Origin of the sequence: Tepidamorphus sp. 3E244 (assembly GCF_046159835.1) — a bacterium.
GTDB lineage: Bacteria > Pseudomonadota > Alphaproteobacteria > Rhizobiales > Tepidamorphaceae > JACKJK01.
The window spans coordinates 220,754-238,287 of record NZ_JBJXCY010000001.1 but is presented as its reverse complement, the minus strand read 5'-3'; the positions used below and the strand labels follow the sequence as shown (position 1 = coordinate 238,287).

Genomic DNA, 17,534 nt, shown 5'->3' with positions numbered 1-17,534 from the left:
TGATTCCGGGAGCCTAGGTCTTCACGTCGTCGAGCGCGAAGGCATCGCGCTGGAGCGCATCGATCCGGTTGACCATGATGACCGCCTGGGTGCGGCTGTCGGCCCCGAGCTTCTGCAGGATCGCGGAAACGTGCGCCTTCACGGTCGCCTCGGAGACATTGAGCTCGTAGGCGATCTGCTTGTTGAGCAGCCCCTCGCCCAGCATCATCAGAACGCGCACCTGCTGCGGGGTCAGCGTGGCCAGGCGCTGGGCAATATCGGCGAGTTCGGACTCATCTTCCGCCGCGAGGTCGATATCCTCCGGGAACCACTCGCCCCCGGCCAGCACGGTGGAGACCGCCTCGCGCATCTGCGAGACCTGCAGCGACTTGGAAATGAAACCCGACGCGCCGAAATCGGCGACGCGGCGCACGACCGCTGCATCGTCGCTCGCGGAAACGACGACGATAGGCACATCGGGAAAGCGGGCGCGCAGGTTCATCAGGCCGGAGAGGCCACGAACGCCCGGCATTGTCAGGTCGAGCAGGACGAGATCGGTTTCCGGGTTCGCGGTGAGTTGCTCCATGACCTCGTCGATGGAACCGGCCTCGCTCACTGCGCCGATGCCCGGCGCACCATCCTGCGGGGCTGCATTGAGAAGCGCCTGCCGCAAGGCGTCGCGAAACAGCGGATGATCGTCCGCTATGATCAGGTTTGCCCTGTTCGGCGCTGCCTCGTTCACGCGTTCACCCCTAATTCCTTGTGGCCGCCCGGCCTGCGCAACGTGCACATCGCAAGCGGCTTTTTCACTTCTTGTGCGCATAGCCTAGCGGAAATCACGACAGGTGCCACAAGTGCCTTTGCCGCGGCGCGCACAACCGAGCCATCACATTTGCCAGTCGCAATGCAACCGGACTTGATGTCCGGCTGAACGATTGCAAGAGCGTATTCCCCCGTCCCCGGCGCAAATTCCGCCAGGAGCCGCGCTGCGCGATGCGCTTTTTCTTGCTGTTCAGCACGACCGCACAGCTTTTGCAAAATCTACGCCCAACAGCGCAACCGCTCATTTCGGCCAATACGCGAGCACTTTCTCTCCCAATGCCCATCGGACTTTCACCAGTGCCGCCCCACAGGCGGCGAGTGCTTGGCGCAGACGACGGGAATTTGGACGCGAACCCCGACTTCAAAATTGTGCTTTCGCCGTTCTTGGCGAATTGAGCGGCGACGAAAACCGAATCTTAAAATCCGGAGCGGAAAATCGCCGCAATGAGCGAACAAACGCGTGTTCGCCACAGCACACTTCAAGGAGTGCCCCGATGCCTGAACTCGACGATCCGATCCTGATTGAATCCGGCGCCATTTTCGGTGCCGCCTGCCTCGCGCTGAGCTGGGCCATGCTCGGCCAGGGCGAAAGCATCGTTTTCGCCGCCAAGCTCGGCGGACTGCTGAGCCTCGGTTTCGCGGTCTGTTTCTGCGGTCGTGCGCTGCATCGCGGTGCGCTGTCCGGCCTTCCGTTCTGGCCGCAGGCGCCCTCGCGTGACGGCAACGAACTGGCGATGTCGCGCCCCGTGGCGCGCGCAGTCGATGCTGATGTCTGGTTTGCCCAGACCATGTCGGGGATGGCGACCTGCCTGCTGACGCTCGCAGTCATCCTGCCGATGGTTGGCGTGGCCTGATCGGCCACCGGCCGTATTTTTGCCACAAGGTCTGGAACCAAAGGCGGTCCACCACCATTTCCTAGGCAACACGCGCAAGGGAATGCACCGCAATGGAACGCCTTTCGTCACTCGCCCACTACTCGGTCAGCCGCGGCTACGGCTTCATCACGCTGACAATCGTCTGCATCGGTGTGGCGCTGAGCTTCGATCCCATCCTTGCCGCCAAGTGGACTGCCGTGCTGACGACTGCGCTGGCGGTCTACCTGATGTTCCGCGCGTGGTACGCCCCCAAGACCAACTACCAGCGTACCAAGCTGTGGCGCATGCTCTCCCGTGAGGAGCGCCCCGTCGCCGAACAGGCCCAGAAGCTGACCGGCAACGCGCTGAGCGATGCCTACATGCACTTCGCCCACAATGCCGCGAATGTCGCGGTGTGCCTGTGGGTCACGGCCATCGGCCTGCACTTGACGCTGCCCGCCGACTACATGCCCATCTGACGCGCGTCAGCCTTCCAAAGCTTAGACGCCTCGCTGGCACCGGTCTTTCACGTCCCCTGATACGTCAGCACGACTTGTCGCGTATGCGGCCGGTCGCGATGTTCGATCACGTAGACCCCCTGCCACGTACCCAGCAGCATCGCCCCGTCGCCAACCGGAATGTTGAGCGAGACATCCGTCACCATCGTGCGGATATGCGCCGGCATGTCGTCGGGTCCCTCCGTCGAGTGGCGATAGGCGCGCTCGCGTGGCGCGAAGGCATCCAGCGCGGTCACGAGATCGTCCTGGACGCTCGGATCGGCGTTTTCCTGGATCGTCAGGGTCGCAGACGTATGCCGGATGAAGACGTTCAACATCCCGTCGGCCACGCCCTCTTCGCGCAGCCATGCGGCGATCTCGCCGGTGATTTCGGTGAAGCCCTGCTCCGGCGTGCGTAGCGAGATAACCTGCCTCACCTGCCGCATGACGGCCCCGCTGCTTGCTGGTACAGATGAAGGCCCATCTTCGCACGTCTCCTGAAAGAAGCTTCCCGATGACAGATTCCGGCATAACCGTACCGGCCGAGGTCTTCGACCCGGCCAACATCTCCGCCGAGACGAAGGCGGTCAATGCCGGCATCCTCAAGGCGCTGTCCGCCCTGCCCGACATGTGGACATTTCCTCCTGCGGTGATCCGCGAACGGCGCGCGAAGGGCCTCGGCCCCTTTCCGCTTGCCCCGCGCTGCCCGCATGCAGTCGACCGCACTGTGCCGGGGCGCGGCGGCGAGGTTCCGGTGCGCATCATCGCGCCACGGACCCGTGAAAGCCGAGGTGTCTACCTGCACATCCACGGTGGCGGATGGGTGCTTGGCGCACCTGCGGAAAACGATCCGCGGCTGGAACGCATTGCCGAGAAAACCGGGCTGACCAGCGTCAGCGTCGACTACCGTCTCGCGCCGGAGAACCCCTACCCCGCCGGTCCGGACGACTGCGAGGACGTGGCGCTATGGCTGCTGAATGGCGGCCTTGCGGATCTGGGCGGCGGCAAACTCGCCATCGGCGGGGAATCGGCGGGCGCGCATCTGTCCGTGACGACGCTCATTCGTTTGCGTGACGGTCACGGGAGGCAGCCCTTCATCGCCGCCAACCTCGTCGCCGGGTGCTACGACCTGCGCGGCACGCCGAGCGTGCGGCGCTGGGGAACCGAAAAGCTGATCCTCAACACCCGCGACATCATGAAATTCTCGGAGAGTTTCGTGCAGGGCGAGCACACGACCGAGGACCCGGCCATCTCGCCTATGTTCGCCAGTCTCGAAGGGCTGTGCCCGGCGCTGTTTTCCATCGGCACGCGCGACCCGCTGCTCGACGACACGCTGATGATGGCGCCACTCTGGCTGGCAGCAGGCAACACCACGGAACTGGCGGTCTTCCCCGGCGGGGCGCACGTCTTTCAGGCGTTCGCGGGCAAACTCGCGCAGGAGAGCCTTTCGCGGATGGACGCGTTTCTCAACGCGGCGCTCGGCGACTGAGCCACGCGTCAGTTCGACGGTTCGCGGTTGGAAAAGTCGCGCTGCATTTCCTGCACCATGCCGATGAAGCGCTCGAACATGTGCCGGAAGGTGTCCATCATCCGGTCGATGTCTTCCTCGGTCGGCAGCTTCAGTTCATCTTCCTCGTCGGGCTTTGCCTCGCTGTCGGCGGGCTCGTCTTCCACCGGCGGCAAGTCGGCGCGCTTGGCCTGCGCGCGAAGCATGGCGTTTTCCTCCGACAGCCGGGTGATTTCCTCCAGCAGCGCGTCGCGGTCATCCGGCACCAGCTGGCAGGTGAACCCGCCGCCGCCATCGCGGCAAAGCGAGGCCTGCCCGGTGCGCTGATCGACACGGAACCAGCCGTTCTCGGTCTTGCGCAGCAGGTAGCGGCCATCGCCGTCCGGCGGCGTCGAGGATTGCGCCTGCGCGCCGGCAACAAGGGCCAGCGCGATGAGGCTCGCGGTCGTCAGGCGGGCGGTCATGCCAAAGGGCATCGATTGCGTGCTCCCGGTTTGAAATCTCTTCGAATGCTCAAGAACCAACGCGTAGCAACCCGCGCCGGTTTCGCAGTCCGTTCAAGGCTAATCGGCAATCGGGCCGTATCGTGACCTCAGGCAGCCTTGCTGACGCCGGCCTCTGGCGGGAAGCGGCCATAGAAGGTCTCGCCGTCCTTTGCCATGTCGAGCAGAAGCTGGTTCGGCTTGAAGCGCTCGCCATGCGCGCTCTCAAGTCGCTTGCACAGTTCCACGAAGGCTTTCGTGCCCATCATGTCGATATAGGAGAGCGTTCCGCCGGACCACGGCGCGAAGCCGAAGCCGAGGATGGAGCCGACATCAGCCTCGCGCACGTCCTCGACAACGCCTTCCTCGATGCAGCGGGCGGCTTCCAACGCCATGGTGACGAGAAGCCTGTCCTGCACATCCTGGATGGAAACCTCGGAAGCAGCCTTCTTTTCCGGCGCCATGTCGGCGAGGTCGGGCCAGAGATATTTCTTTCCCTTGTCGGGATAGTCGTAGAAGCCCTTGCCGGCTTTCCGGCCCAAGCGCCCGCGCTTGACGACCATCTCCTCCAGCAGCGTTTCCTGCCGCGGGTCGACGGCCTCCTTGCCGAGATCGTTCTTCGTCGCCTGCAGGATCTTCCAGGCGAGATCGACGGCGACCTCATCGGTCAGCGTCAGCGGGCCGACCGGCATCCCGGTCATGCGCGCGCCGTTCTCGATCATCGCGGGCGGAATACCCTCCATCACCATCAGGTGTGCTTCGAGCAGGTAGTTGCCGACGCAGCGGTTGGCATAGAAGCCGCGCACGTCGTTGACGACAATCGGCGTCTTGCGGATCGCGCGAATGTAGTCGAGCGCGACGGCGAGCGCCTTGTTGCCGGTGTTGTCGCCGAGGATGACCTCGACCAGCATCATGCGGTGCACGGGAGAGAAGAAGTGGATGCCGATGAACTGCTCGGGCCTGGCAAATGTCTCGCCCAGGCTGGTGATCGGCAGGGTGGACGTGTTGGAGGCGAGGATCGCATCCTCGCCCAGCACAGCCTCGACCTTCTGGATCACGTCGACCTTGACCTTGCGGTCCTCGAAGACCGCCTCGATGACGAGACCGCAGCCTTCCAGCGCGGCATAGTCGGTCGTTGCGGTGATGTGGGCCAGTGTTGCGTCCTTGGCGTCTTCCTTGATGCGGCCCTTGCGCAGCTGGTCAGTGAGCAGCTTTTCCGAATGCGCCTTGCCACGGTCGGCAGCCTCCTGCGACTGGTCGATAAGGACCACGTCCAGCCCCGCGCTGGCGGACACGTAGGCGATGCCAGCGCCCATGAAGCCCGCGCCGATAACGCCGATCTTGGTGAGTTTCGTCGGCTCAATACCGTCGGGTCGGCGCGCGCCCTTGTTGAGCGCCTGCATGGAGACGAAGAGCGAGCGGATCATCGCCGCCGCCTGCGGCGATTTCAGCACGTTGGCGAAATAGCGGGACTCGATGGTGAGCGCCGTGTCGAACGGCACCAGCGCGCCTTCGTAGACGCAGGAGAGGATGCCGCGCGCGCCGGGATAGTTGTCGTAGGTTTCCTTGCGGTAGAGCGCAATCGCGGGGGGAAAGGTCATCATGCCGGCGGCGGAATAGACCCGCGCCGGGTTCTTGAAGCCTTCGGCATCCCACGGCGCGACCGGCTTGCCGCCATCGCGTATCCAGGCCTTCGCGGTCTCGAGCAGCTCGTCGGCGGGGACCACCGTGTCGACCAGTCCCATGGCGTGAGCCTGCGCGGCGCGCAGCTCGCGGCCCTGCAGCAGGAACTGCAAGGCGTCGGCCGGCTGCACCATGCGCGCCACGCGCTGCGTGCCGCCCGCGCCCGGCAGGAGGCCGACCTTCACTTCCGGAAGGCCGAGTTTGAGCTTGTCGCTCTTGGCCGCGACGCGGTGGTGGCAGGCAAGGCAAAGCTCCAGCCCGCCGCCCAGCGCCGTGCCATTGATGGCGGCGGCAACCGGCTTCCCGCAGGTTTCCAGCGCGCGGTAGATCTGCGACAGGCGGCGCGACTCGGCAAACAGTCGGCGGTTGGCTTCCTGCTCGTCCTCGATGACACCGGCGCGGAACTGCTTCAGCAGCGCATCCAGCATGGTCAGGTCGGCACCGGCGCAGAAGGTTTCCTTGGCAGAGGTGAAGACCGCGCCGTTGATGGCCTCGTCGTCGCGCAGCTTCGCGACGATCTGCTCCAGTTCGTCCATCACGGACATGTCGATGACGTTCATCGACTTATCGGCCATGTCCCACGTGATGAGGGCGATGCCGTCGGCGTCGGTTTCGAATGTGAAGCTCTTCAGATCCATGGTCATGTCGTTGCCCTCACACGCGCTCGATGATGGTTGCGGTGCCCATGCCGGCACCGATGCACAGCGTCACCAGCGCGGTGTTGAGGTCGCGGCGTTCTAGTTCGTCCAGCACCGTGCCGAGGATCATCGCGCCGGTCGCACCCAGCGGATGGCCCATGGCGATGGCCCCGCCATTCACGTTCAGCTTGTCGGACGGGATGTCGAAATGCTGCTGGTAGCGCAGCACGACGGAGGCGAAGGCCTCGTTGATCTCGACGAGGTCCATGTCGGCCATGCTGAGACCGGTGCGCTTGAACAGCTTCTCGGTGACGTCGATCGGGCCGGTCAGCATCAGCGCCGGGTCGGAGCCGATATTGGCCCAAGCCCGGATTTTCGCGCGCGGCTTCAGACCGTGTGTCTTGCCCGCGTCCGCGTGGCCGATGAGCAGCGCTGCGGCGCCGTCCACGATGCCGGAGGAATTGCCCGCGTGGTGGACGTGCTTCATGCGCTCGACTTCCGGGTGCGCCTGAATCGCCACCGCGTCGAACCCGCCGAACTCGCCCATCTGCTCGAAGGATGCGTTCAGCTGGCCGAGCGACTGCATCGTCGTGTCGGGCCGCATGTGTTCGTCGCGGTCGAGGATGGTCAGCCCGTTCATGTCGGTGACGGGAATGACGGCATCCTTGAAGTAGCCCTTCTCCCAGGCTTCCGCCGCGCGCTTCTGGCTCTCGACCGCATAGGCGTCGCAATCGTCGCGGCTGAAGCCGTACTTGGTGGCGATCAGGTCCGCGGAGACGCCCTGCGGCATGAAGTAAGACGGCAAAGCGACCTGCGGATCGACCGGCCATGCACCGCCCGAGGCACCGATGCCGACGCGGCTCATGGATTCAACGCCGCCGGCGATGACGAGGTCGTGCTGGCCGGAGGTGATTTCGCCCGCGCCGAAGTTCACGGCATCGAGACCGGAGGCGCAGAAACGGTTGATCTGGATGCCGGGCACCGCGTCATCGTAGCCGGCGCGGAACACTGCCGCGCGGGCAATGTCGCCGCCGGCCTCGCCGACCGGGTCGACGCAGCCGAGCACCACGTCATCGACGATCTTGGTGTCCTCGATGCCGTTGCGCTCGCGCACCGCGCGCAAGGTCGTCGCGGCCAGTTCGACGGCTGTCACTTCGTGCAGCGAACCGTCCTTCTTGCCGCGCCCGCGCGGCGTGCGGACATGGTCGAAAATCAATGCGTCAGGCATGTTGTCCTCCCGGCGGTGTGCGCCGCCTGCTTGACCGGCCCGCTCACAGGCTGCGGCCGATCAGAACCTTCATGATCTCGTTTGTGCCGGCATAGATGCGCTGGACGCGGGCATCGCGGAACATGCGCGAGATCGGATATTCGTCCATGTAACCGTAGCCGCCGTGAAGCTGCAGGCAATCGTCCACGATCTTGCACTGCAGGTCCGTGACCCGGTACTTCGCCATGGACGCGGTGACGGTGTCGAGCGTGCCCGCGACGAGGCGCTCGATGCAATGGTCGACGAAGACGCGGGCAATCGTCGCTTCGGTCTTGGCCTCGGCCAGCGTGAAGCGGGTGTTCTGGAAGTCGATCACCGGCTGGCCGAAGGCCTTGCGGTCCTTGGTATAGGCAATCGTGAGTTCCAGCGCGCGCTCGATCATGGCGATTGCCTGGACCGCCACGAGCAGGCGCTCCTGCGGCAGTTCGGTCATCAGCTGTGCAAAGCCGCGACCTTCCTCGGTGCCGAGCAGGCTGTCAGCGGGAACCCGCACGCCGTCGAAGAACAGTTCCGACGTGTCGTTGCCCTTCAGGCCGACCTTTTCGAGGTTGCGTCCGCGCCGGAACCCTTCCACCTCGTCGGTTTCCACCACGAAGAGCGAGACACCCTTTGCGCCGGCGGACGGATCGGTCTTGGCGACGACAATGATGATGTTGGCGTGCTGGCCGTTGGTGATGAAGGTCTTCTGGCCGTCGATGATGTAGCCGTTGCCGTCCTTCTTCGCGGACGTGCGCACGCCCTGAAGGTCCGAGCCCGTTCCCGGCTCGGTCATGGCGATGGCGCCGATCAATTCGCCGCTCGCCATCCTCGGCAACCAGCGCTGCTTCTGCTCCTCGGTGCCGAAATGCAGGATGTAGGGGGCGACAATGGCCGAATGCAGCGCGATGCCGAAGCTGTCCAGCCCGACCTCGCCCAGCGCCTGCGTGATGACCGCTTCGTGAGCAAAGGTGCCGCCCGCGCCGCCATATTCCTCCGGCATCGCGGCGCAGAGCAGGCCGGCTGCACCGGTCTTCTCCCACGCCTCGCGCTCGACCATGCCGGCCTTTTCCCAGCCGTCCACCTTGTCGGCGAATTCGTCCTCGAAGAACCGGCGCGCAGCATCCGCGAGGATCGCGTGATCCTCGTTCATCCAGGCCGGGCGCGGGAGATCGAGTGCGGGCATGGTCAGTTAACTTCCAGCGCCCACACGCCACGTGGCGTCTCTCCGTCAGGCTTTAGCTTCCCCACTTTTCGAAGCTCCATAGCTGCCCACCGCATATCGTACTGCCAACGGAAGAACAGGTCGCCTAAACGCTCGAGTTCCTTGTTGTGATTTTGCCAAATGTGTTCGGCCACTCGCACGAGTTTGGCTGTACCGCCATGAAACCGAAGAGCCTCTAGCACCCAAGTTTTCAAGTCATCTTTTGTCGCCATCTCAGAACGCCTCGGCTGGCAGGGCCATCATGGTCTCGGACCCGGCCTCAATCCGTGCGACGTGGGCACGGGTTTCGGGCAAGATGCGCTCCATGAAGTAGCGCCCGGTGACGATCTTGGCCTTGAGCCAGTCAGCATCGCCCGCGCCGTCCGCGATCTTCTCGTGCGCCGTCCTGGCAATGAGCGCCCACATATATCCCAGCGCCACGAGGCCGAAGAGGTGCATGTAGTCGGTCGACCCGGCACCGGCATTGTCAGGTTTGGCCATCGCGTTCGCCATGAACCACATGGTCGCCCGCTCAAGGTCCTTGGCGGCTTCGCCCAACGGCTTTGCGAAGGCGGACAGGTTCTCGTCGTCGGCGTGTGTGGCGGCGAATTCCGAGACCTCCTTGAAGAAGGCCATCATGGCGCGGCCACCGTCGCGCGGCAGCTTGCGCCCCACGAGATCGAGCGCCTGGATACCGTTTGCGCCCTCGTAGATCTGCGCGATGCGCGCGTCGCGCACGAACTGCTCCATGCCCCACTCGGCGATGTAGCCGTGTCCGCCGAAGACCTGCTGGGCGGCAACCGTGTTGGCAAATCCGGTATCAGTCAGTACGCCCTTGATGACCGGCGTCAGCAGGCCGAGGTGATCCTCGGCAGCCTGCACGTGGGCCTCGTCGGCAGAGCCGCGGCTCACGTCCGCCTGCAGGGCCGTCCAGATGACAAGCGCGCGGGCGGCCTCGTTGAAGGCCTTCTGGTTCATCAGCATGCGGCGCACGTCCGGGTGGACGATGATCGGGTCGGCGGGCTTTTCGGCCTGCTTGTCGCCGGACAGCGCACGTCCCTGCAGCCGGTCGCGGGCATAAACGGCAGCGTTCTGGTAGGCGACTTCCGACTGGGCCAGCCCCTGGATGCCGACGCCGAGCCGCGCCTCGTTCATCATCGTGAACATGGCGCGCAGGCCCTTGTGGACATCACCAATCAGCCAGCCTGTCGCGCCGTCATAGTTCATGACGCAGGTGGCATTGCCGTGGATGCCCATCTTCTCTTCCAGCGCGCCGCAGGCGACCGCGTTGCGCTCTCCGGGTTCGCCGTTCTCGTCGGGCAGGAACTTGGGCACCACGAAGAGCGAGATGCCCTTCACCCCGTCCTCCGCACCCTCGATCCGGGCGAGGACAAGATGGACGATGTTGTCGGTGAGGTCGTGTTCGCCCGCCGAGATGAAGATTTTCGTTCCGGTGATGGAAAAGCTGCCGTCGTCGCGCGGCACGGCCTTGGTGCGAATCAACCCCAGATCCGTGCCGCAATGCGGCTCGGTCAGGTTCATGGTGCCGGACCACTCGCCGGATGCGAGCTTCGGCAGGTAGAGATTTTTCTGTTCGCCACTTCCGTGCTTGTCGATGGCCGCATAGGCACCGGCGGTGAGACCGGGATACATGCCAAAGGCCATGTTGGCGGAGGAAACGAACTCGTTGACGACCGCGCCAACGGTATAGGGAAGCCCCTGCCCGCCGTAATCCGTCGCGGCGATCAGGCCGGTCCAGCCGGCATCCGTCATCTGGGTATAGGCTGCCTTGAAGCCATCGGGAGTGGTGACGCTGCCGTCATCTGCACGGGTGCAGCCCTGCCGGTCGCCAACCTGGTTCAGCGGCTGGAGCACCTCTCCAGCGAACTTGCCAGCCTCTTCGAAGATCGCTTTCACAACATCCGGCGTCGCGTCGGCGAAACCGGGTAGATTTCCGTATCGCTCATAGCCGAAGACGTCGTTCAGCAGAAACAGCGCATCCTCGACAGGAGCGGTATAGGTCGGCATCGGCGTACTCCCCTTGCACCCTTCACAGGCACATGCAGCGCGCTGATCTTCAGCCAGCCTGCTTGCTGCGTTCCTTCAACATGCCATCGACAACATCACAGGTTCTCGTCAGATCGGAAATGGCGGTCTCGATGTCCAGTTTCTGGCGCTTGAGAACGTCAATCTGCTCGCGGAACTTGTCCAGCGAAACGCGAAGCTGCGTCTCCTGACCGTCCCGCAATTCATAAAGATTGAGCATCTCGCGGATTTCGTCGAGGTTGAATCCGACCCGCTTGCCCATGAGGGCGAGCTTGAGGCGGGCGCGGTCTCGCCGCGTGTAGATTCGCGTCTGGCCCGCGCGACGCGGGTTCAGCAAACCCTTCGATTCATAAAACCGAAGCGTCCGCAGCGTGACGTCGAATTCGCGTGCTAGGTCGCCGATCGTGAACGTGCTGGGCTCCTGCGACTTGTGCGCCCGAACACCCGATCCGCTATGGGATCGACCGAGGGACTGTGCCATCGTTTCCTCCATCGAGACCACAATCTTACGCTTGCGTCAATTAGTTCACAATTACGTGAACGTAAGCTCGCATACGCGCCTGTTGCGGTCGAAGTCAACGCGCCGAGGGGTGCATGTGTTCCACCACCCGGACGCGCCTGGATCAGCCACCAAATCCCGCTTAACTGTCCATTTACCATGAACGTTAATGATCTGCCTTGGCGCAGTAAGGCGTGTTGCATGCGCGGGCTCTGACGAATTCGGCCACGGAGCTCCGCACCCGCCGCGAGACACAAAGAGTAATCGGTATGGCCTACAGTTCGGCAAGGCAGAAGAATTTCAAGCGAGCGGCGCGTGCGGCGGCGCGGGAAGCCGGCCTTTCGCTTGAAGAATGGATCGACACGCTGTTCGACGACGAAGCCCTGGATGAGGCAGACGTGGACTTTTCCTCTGTCCGTCGCCCGGCCACCGACGATGCCACTGCCATGCGGCTGCTGTCGCACCGACTCGACTCAATCGAATCAATGCTGGAAGACACCGCCTCGCGCGGTGGCAAGGCGCGCGATGCCGAAGGCGACCGCCTCGTCCGCGACCTGCAAAGTGCAATGAACAGCGGCGGGCGCGGCGGACGCGGCCTCGCCGGCGGGCTTGCACGCGTGGTCGGCGAAGACCTGCCGATCAGCCGGAATGCCGCCTCCGACGCCATGAAGGAAATCGGCCGCCGGCTGGACCGCCTGTCGGCCAGCATGTCGGCGGCGCAGAAGCCCACCCATCAGACCGATCCCGGTGTTGCACGGCTGGAGCGCCGCCTCGACGACATTTCCCGGCAGCTGAAGTCCCGGCAGGAGCCGGCCAAGGGCGCACAGGGTGACGCCATCGCCTCCCAGACGAAGCGCCTGGAAGCCAAGCTCGAAGCGATGACGCGCAAGCTCGGCGAAGAGCCGCGCGCGGTGGCCCATGCCCGCCTCGCCTCGACGCCGAGTTCCAAGTTGGTTTCCGCCACCGACCCGGTGCTGACCAAGAAGATCGGCATGATCGACAATGCCGTGTCCCAGATTCTCAAGCGCCAGCGCGACCTCGACGCACAGCCCGCGCCGATTGCCACCGAAACCGACCGTGCCGAGGAAATCGGCAAGCTGCGCGGCGACATCGCCCAGCTTCAGGCCCGCGTTGAAAATGCCTCCGGCCAGATCAGCAGCGCCGTCGAACAGCGGCTTGAAAACCTGTCCGGCCAGCTCGACACCGCCACGCGCGGCGAGCTGATGGAGATCCGCAAGGAACTCCGCGACCTCGCCGGCAAGGTCGAACAGGGCACCAACACCAACATCTCGGCCCTGCGCGAGGCGCTGACCCGCATGGCGGCCATGAACAAGCCGGTCGACCTGGAGCCGCTGGAAACCCGGCTGCAGGAGGTCGCGACCGCTGTTTCCCATTCCAACGAGCGCGATGCGACCGCCGGGCTCGCCGCCAAGCTCGACGCACTGACGCAGCGTATCGAGGACATCGCGGCTGCCGCTGGATCGAACCCCTCCGCCACACAGGGGTTTGGCGCGATCGAGAGCCAGCTTGCCGAACTGGGCGGCGAAATCCGCGCCCGCGCCGAAGCCGGCCCGCAGGCGCTGAATTCCATCGCGATGCAGTTTGACAAGATGAACCATCGCCTGGACGAGCTGTCCTCCCACAACGACACGCAGGTTCTGGAATCGCTTCAGGCGCGCATCGACACCATCGCCGAGCAAATCTCGACCTTGTCGCCGGCAGGCGGCACGGACCCGGCCGTCTTCGACGCGATCCAGTCGCGCCTTGATGAAATCGCGGCCAAGCCCGGCGGCGGCGGCGGAAGCTGCGGCATGGATGCCGAGATCCTCGATGCCATGCTGGAGCGGTTCGCCGAACTCGCCGAGCGCATCGAAACCATCTCCGCCAACGGCAATGTCGGCGACTCGCCGCAGGCCCTGAACGAACTCGCCACGCAGGTGGCGCGTCTTGCGGAAATGCTGGAAGCCTCCGACAGGCTGCGTCCGTCGGGCACGAATATCGACCAGGCGATGGGCGAACTCGTTCGCCGCGTGGAGCAGGTGCGCACCAGCGCCATCGATGCCGCCCAGCATGCAGCGCAGGAAGTCGTGGCCGGCATGAGCCGGAACGGCGCCAACAGCGCCGACACGATGAGCATCAACAACCTGAAGCACGAGTTGAATGCGCTTCGCTCCGCGAGCGAGCAGTCCAACAGCCGCACCGAGCAGACGCTCGAGGTGATGCGCGACGTGCTGACGACAATCGTGGACCGGCTCGGCGATGCCGAGTCCGAAGAGGTGCAGGGCGTTGTTCGGCGCGCCGCCCCGGACACGATGTACGCCATTTCGCCGACGGCAGCCGCCGCGCTGGACGAAGAGCCGGACGTTGACGATTCCGACCTGTTCGAACCCGAGCAGGCCGCGCATACGCAGGATATGGCAGCGCTTGCCGCGCCGCGCCTCGACCTCGACGCCGAGCGCGCGGAGATCGCCGACGTGCTGGCCGCGCCGGCCGAGCGGATTTCCGACAGTTCCATGCGCGACGAGGCCGCAGATGCACCGCTGCCCGTCGACGCGCAGATGCCGATGGACCCGGAACTCGCCGACAGCGACGACGACGACGACGATTTCCCGATCGCGCCGCCGTCCGCCCTCGCCCCGCACGAGCCGACCCGCAAGCCGCGCCCCGACCCAATGCCGGCCTCCGAGCGGGCCAGCGACGCGGACCGGCAGGATTTCATCGCCGCCGCGCGCCGCGCTGCCCAGAAGGCCTCTGCTGAAGGTGATGGCCGCTCCATAACCGCCGGATCGAAGTCGAAGCCGAAGGCGCGCAAGTCCATCGTCATGATCTCGGCAGCCCTGATCCTCGTGGTCGGGTCGCTGAAGCTCTACAACATGATCTCGTCCGGCGACGAGACCGCCTCCGACGCCATGGTCGAGAGCAACGCGACGCCGATGCTCGACGCCGAACCCTCCGCGCTCGACGATGCTGCCCCGGAAGCCCTCGCCCCGGCGGAAGCCGAGCCGACGCAGCAGGTCGCACCGGACGAACCGGCGGCCAGCGACGAACGGTCTGCCACGACGCCCGCCGAGACAGGCATGACGGCTGCGCCCGTCGACACCGTCGAAGGTGGCGAGCCTGTCATGGACGAGCCGGCCGCTGCCGAGGAGGCACCGGAACCGGCTTCCGAGGATGCCGCCACGCCGTCCATGAGCCAGGCGCCGTCCCAGCAGCCGCGCGTCATCGACATGACCACCGGCTCCATCAACAAGGGTCCGCGTCTCGACAAACAGTCGACCGAGGACACCGTGAAGTCGCTTGAAGCGGCACTTACCGAGCTGCCCGCGGCCATCGGCCCGGACGGCCTGCGCCGCGCCGCCATCGAAGGCGATTCCGCCGCGCAGTTCGAGGTCGCCTCGCGCTACACGCAGGGCCGTGGCGTCGGACAGGACCTGAAGGCCGCTGCGGACTGGTACCAGCGCGCGGCCGCGCAGGGTCTTGCGCCGGCTCAGTATCGTCTCGGCAGCCTCTATGAGAAGGGCCACGGCGTGACCCGCGACGTCGCCATGGCCGAGATGTGGTACATGCGCGCCGCCGATCAGGGCAACCGCAAGGCCATGCACAACCTGGCCGTGCTGAACGCGCAGGGTGCCAAGGGCGAAGCCGATTTCGACGCCGCCGCCCGGTGGTTCCGCCAGGCTGCGGAGCACGGCCTGCGCGACAGCCAGTTCAACCTCGGCATCCTCTATTCGCGCGGGCTTGGCATCGAGGCCGACCAGAAGGAAGCCTACAAGTGGTTTGCCATCGCCGCCTCGCAGGGCGACGGCGAAGCCGGCACCAAGCGTGACGAAACCGCAAATGCGCTGCCGCCGGAAGATCTCGCGATCGCCAAGCGCATGGCCCGGACCTGGGAAGCGACCCCGCTAGTTGAGAGTGCCAACTTTGTGAAGGCATCCGGCTCCTGGGAAAGCGCTGCAATCGACGACGCGCTCGACCCGAAGATCGTGGTGCGCGCCGCGCAGACGATGCTGAACCAGCTTGGATACGAGGCCGGACCTTCGGACGGCGTGATGGGGCCGCGCACGCGCGACGCCATCAAGTCCTTCCAGACGGCGAACGGGATGATCCCGACCGGCATCGCGACACCGGACCTGTTGACCACGCTCAAGAAATCGACCGGCTGAGCAACCCCTGGACTGCGGGTGGCAACCGGGCAACACCGGCGCACCCGTTAAGGGGTCAACAGTCCTGTTTCCACTGCACGACTTGAACCTGTAGCCAAACAGGCGTTTATCGGTTGGGCAGGACCCTCCACACCTCGCACCCCCTCAAAAAGGGGCTGCGGGGCTTGACTGCATCAGCCGGATTCCAAGCGACCGATGGAAATCTACCTCCCAATCGCCGAAGTGACCGTCAACGCGCTGACGATCTTCGGCATGGGTGCGGCCGTCGGCGTGCTTGCGGGCATGTTCGGCATCGGCGGCGGCTTCCTCATCACGCCGCTGCTGATCTTCGCGGGTATCTCGCCTGCGGTCGCGGTGGCGACCGGCGCAAACCAGGTCATCGCATCGTCTGTCTCGGGCATGCTGGCGCATTGGCGGCGGAATGCGGTCGATCGTGACTTGGGACTGATCCTGCTCATTGGCGGCCTGATCGGTGCCGCCATCGGCGTCTACGCGTTCCGCATCCTGCGCCAGCTTGGCTATCTCGATACGGTCATTGCGCTCTTCTACGTGATCTTTCTCGGCATCATCGGCTCGCTGATGATGTTTGAAAGCATCCGCGCCATCGCCAACCGCAGGAAGGGCCGTCCGCTGTCCTTCCGCCGCTCGGGCCAGCACGGCTGGGCGGAGAAGCTGCCGCTCAAGATGCGCTTCAAGCGCTCCAAGCTCTACATCAGTATCTTCCCGGTGATGGGGCTCGGCGGGGCCGTCGGGCTGCTCTCGGCCATCATGGGTGTCGGCGGCGGGTTCATCATGGTCCCGGCGATGATCTACCTGCTGCGTGTGCCGACAAACGTCGTCATCGGCACCTCGCTGTTCCAGATCGTGTTCGTGGCCGGTGCCACCACGCTGATGCACGCCATCGCCAATGGCACCGTCGATGTGGTGCTGGCCATGCTGCTGATGACCGCGTCGGTTCTCGGCGCACAAATCGGCGTGCAGGCCGGACAGAAACTCAAGGCCGATGAATTGCGCGCCCTTCTGGCATTGCTGGTGCTGGCGGTCTGTGCGCGTCTCGTGCTGCGGCTGGTCGCGACACCGGAAGACCCGTTCTCGGTCACCTCCATCGCCGCGAGCCTTTTCGCATGAGCGCGTTCGTCAAATGTGCGCTCGCCGCGCTGGCGCTTGTCGCGACGCTGTTCGCGTCCGGCATGAACGGCGCGCGCGCCGAGGGTCTCGTTGCGGCACTGTCGCAGGAAACCGTCTTCATCCAGTCCAACTTCACCGGCGCATCGCTGACGCTGTTCGGCTCCATCGAGCGGGACGCGGCGACCGTCGGGCGCTCGGGGACCTACGATCTCGTCGTGGTGGTGCGCGGCCCGGACGCATGGCCGGTGGTGCGCCGAAAGGGACAGATCGCAGGTGTCTGGCTCAACCGCGACGCCGTGCGCTTCCAGGGTGTGCCGACCTACTATGCGATCCAGTCCAATCGGCCGTCTGCGGAAATCGCTGATGAAGCTGTGCTGCGACGCTACGAGATCGGCTTCACCAATCTCAACTTCCGCCCCGCCATGCAGGTCAGCGAAGAAGACCGGCTGAACTTTGCGTCGGCACTGGTGCGGCTGCGGCTCGGCAACGGATTGTTCTCGGAAGCCCCTTCCGGCGTCAGCTTCCTCAACGAGCAGGTCTTTTCAACGCGCATCCACCTGCCCTCCAACATCAGCACGGGGCCATACCGGATCGAGCTCTACCTGTTCCGCGATGCCGCGCTGCTGGCCCGAGAATCCCTGCATTTCGGCGTGCGAAAGACCGGCTTCGAAGCGCTCGTCTTCAACCTGTCGGAAAACAACCCGTATCTCTACGGCATCGCCTGCGTGCTGCTGGCCATCGCGCTTGGATGGCTCGCGGGCATGATGTTCCGCCAGAGCTGACCGACGG

15 protein-coding genes are annotated in these 17,534 nt (G+C 64.9%); 6 read left to right on the top strand and 9 right to left on the bottom strand.

Annotated elements, in window-relative coordinates; translation table 11 throughout:
- Positions 1-13: 13 nt before the first annotated feature.
- Positions 14-721, bottom strand: coding sequence for a response regulator (locus ACKTEK_RS01090; RefSeq protein ID WP_409163393.1), 708 nt, complete (start codon positions 719-721; stop codon positions 14-16).
- A gap of 574 nt (positions 722-1,295) precedes the next feature.
- Here ACKTEK_RS01090 and ACKTEK_RS01085 point away from each other — a divergent pair.
- Together ACKTEK_RS01085 and ACKTEK_RS01080 are read left to right on the top strand one after the other, a co-directional pair.
- Positions 1,296-1,655 carry a hypothetical protein gene (locus ACKTEK_RS01085; protein ID WP_409163392.1) on the top strand — a complete coding sequence of 120 codons (360 nt, stop codon included), beginning with the start codon at positions 1,296-1,298 and terminating at the stop codon, positions 1,653-1,655.
- A gap of 92 nt (positions 1,656-1,747) precedes the next feature.
- Positions 1,748-2,134 carry a hypothetical protein gene (locus ACKTEK_RS01080; RefSeq protein ID WP_409163391.1) on the top strand — a complete coding sequence of 129 codons (387 nt, stop codon included), beginning with the start codon at positions 1,748-1,750 and terminating at the stop codon, positions 2,132-2,134.
- Positions 2,135-2,181: 47 nt separating this feature from the next.
- Here ACKTEK_RS01080 and ACKTEK_RS01075 read toward each other — a convergent pair whose 3' ends face one another.
- The gene (locus ACKTEK_RS01075) at positions 2,182-2,598 is read right to left on the bottom strand and encodes a secondary thiamine-phosphate synthase enzyme YjbQ (RefSeq protein ID WP_409163390.1); all 417 of its coding nucleotides are present in this window, start codon (positions 2,596-2,598) and stop codon (positions 2,182-2,184) included.
- Between the two features lie 68 nt (positions 2,599-2,666).
- Here ACKTEK_RS01075 and ACKTEK_RS01070 point away from each other — a divergent pair, with 68 nt between their 5' ends.
- Positions 2,667-3,641, top strand: coding sequence for an alpha/beta hydrolase (locus ACKTEK_RS01070; RefSeq protein WP_409163389.1), 975 nt, complete (start codon positions 2,667-2,669; stop codon positions 3,639-3,641).
- A gap of 8 nt (positions 3,642-3,649) precedes the next feature.
- Here ACKTEK_RS01070 and ACKTEK_RS01065 read toward each other — a convergent pair whose 3' ends face one another.
- The 7 genes from ACKTEK_RS01065 to ACKTEK_RS01035 all read right to left on the bottom strand — a co-directional run bounded on the left by ACKTEK_RS01065 (position 3,650) and on the right by ACKTEK_RS01035 (position 11,436).
- Positions 3,650-4,135, bottom strand: a complete 486-nt coding sequence (locus tag ACKTEK_RS01065; RefSeq protein WP_409163388.1) for a hypothetical protein — start codon at positions 4,133-4,135, stop codon at positions 3,650-3,652.
- A gap of 116 nt (positions 4,136-4,251) precedes the next feature.
- Positions 4,252-6,462: an FAD-dependent oxidoreductase gene (locus ACKTEK_RS01060; RefSeq protein WP_409164864.1), complete on the bottom strand. Its 2,211-nt coding sequence runs from the start codon at positions 6,460-6,462 to the stop codon at positions 4,252-4,254.
- Positions 6,463-6,478: 16 nt separating this feature from the next.
- Positions 6,479-7,690 carry an acetyl-CoA C-acetyltransferase gene (locus tag ACKTEK_RS01055; RefSeq protein ID WP_409163387.1) on the bottom strand — a complete coding sequence of 404 codons (1,212 nt, stop codon included), beginning with the start codon at positions 7,688-7,690 and terminating at the stop codon, positions 6,479-6,481.
- A 43-nt stretch (positions 7,691-7,733) separates the two neighbouring features.
- Positions 7,734-8,891 carry an acyl-CoA dehydrogenase family protein gene (locus ACKTEK_RS01050; protein ID WP_409163386.1) on the bottom strand — a complete coding sequence of 386 codons (1,158 nt, stop codon included), beginning with the start codon at positions 8,889-8,891 and terminating at the stop codon, positions 7,734-7,736.
- A 2-nt stretch (positions 8,892-8,893) separates the two neighbouring features.
- Entirely contained in the window at positions 8,894-9,142 is a 249-nt protein-coding gene (locus tag ACKTEK_RS01045) for a hypothetical protein (protein WP_409163385.1), read from the bottom strand.
- A 1-nt stretch (position 9,143) separates the two neighbouring features.
- The gene (locus ACKTEK_RS01040; RefSeq protein ID WP_409163384.1) at positions 9,144-10,937 is read right to left on the bottom strand and encodes an acyl-CoA dehydrogenase C-terminal domain-containing protein; all 1,794 of its coding nucleotides are present in this window, start codon (positions 10,935-10,937) and stop codon (positions 9,144-9,146) included.
- 49 nt (positions 10,938-10,986) lie between these two features.
- The gene (locus tag ACKTEK_RS01035; RefSeq protein ID WP_409163383.1) at positions 10,987-11,436 is read right to left on the bottom strand and encodes a MerR family transcriptional regulator; all 450 of its coding nucleotides are present in this window, start codon (positions 11,434-11,436) and stop codon (positions 10,987-10,989) included.
- A gap of 287 nt (positions 11,437-11,723) precedes the next feature.
- On the opposite strand from ACKTEK_RS01035, the gene ACKTEK_RS01030 reads away from it, so the two are divergent.
- The 3 genes from ACKTEK_RS01030 to ACKTEK_RS01020 all read left to right on the top strand — a co-directional run bounded on the left by ACKTEK_RS01030 (position 11,724) and on the right by ACKTEK_RS01020 (position 17,527).
- Positions 11,724-15,617 carry a peptidoglycan-binding protein gene (locus tag ACKTEK_RS01030; protein WP_409163382.1) on the top strand — a complete coding sequence of 1,298 codons (3,894 nt, stop codon included), beginning with the start codon at positions 11,724-11,726 and terminating at the stop codon, positions 15,615-15,617.
- Between the two features lie 195 nt (positions 15,618-15,812).
- Positions 15,813-16,745, top strand: coding sequence for a sulfite exporter TauE/SafE family protein (locus ACKTEK_RS01025; protein WP_409163381.1), 933 nt, complete (start codon positions 15,813-15,815; stop codon positions 16,743-16,745).
- Complete coding sequence (locus tag ACKTEK_RS01020; protein WP_409163380.1) at positions 16,742-17,527, top strand: TIGR02186 family protein; 786 nt, start codon at positions 16,742-16,744, stop codon at positions 17,525-17,527. The genes ACKTEK_RS01025 and ACKTEK_RS01020 overlap by 4 nt, the downstream gene beginning before the upstream one ends.
- Positions 17,528-17,534: the final 7 nt, after the last annotated feature.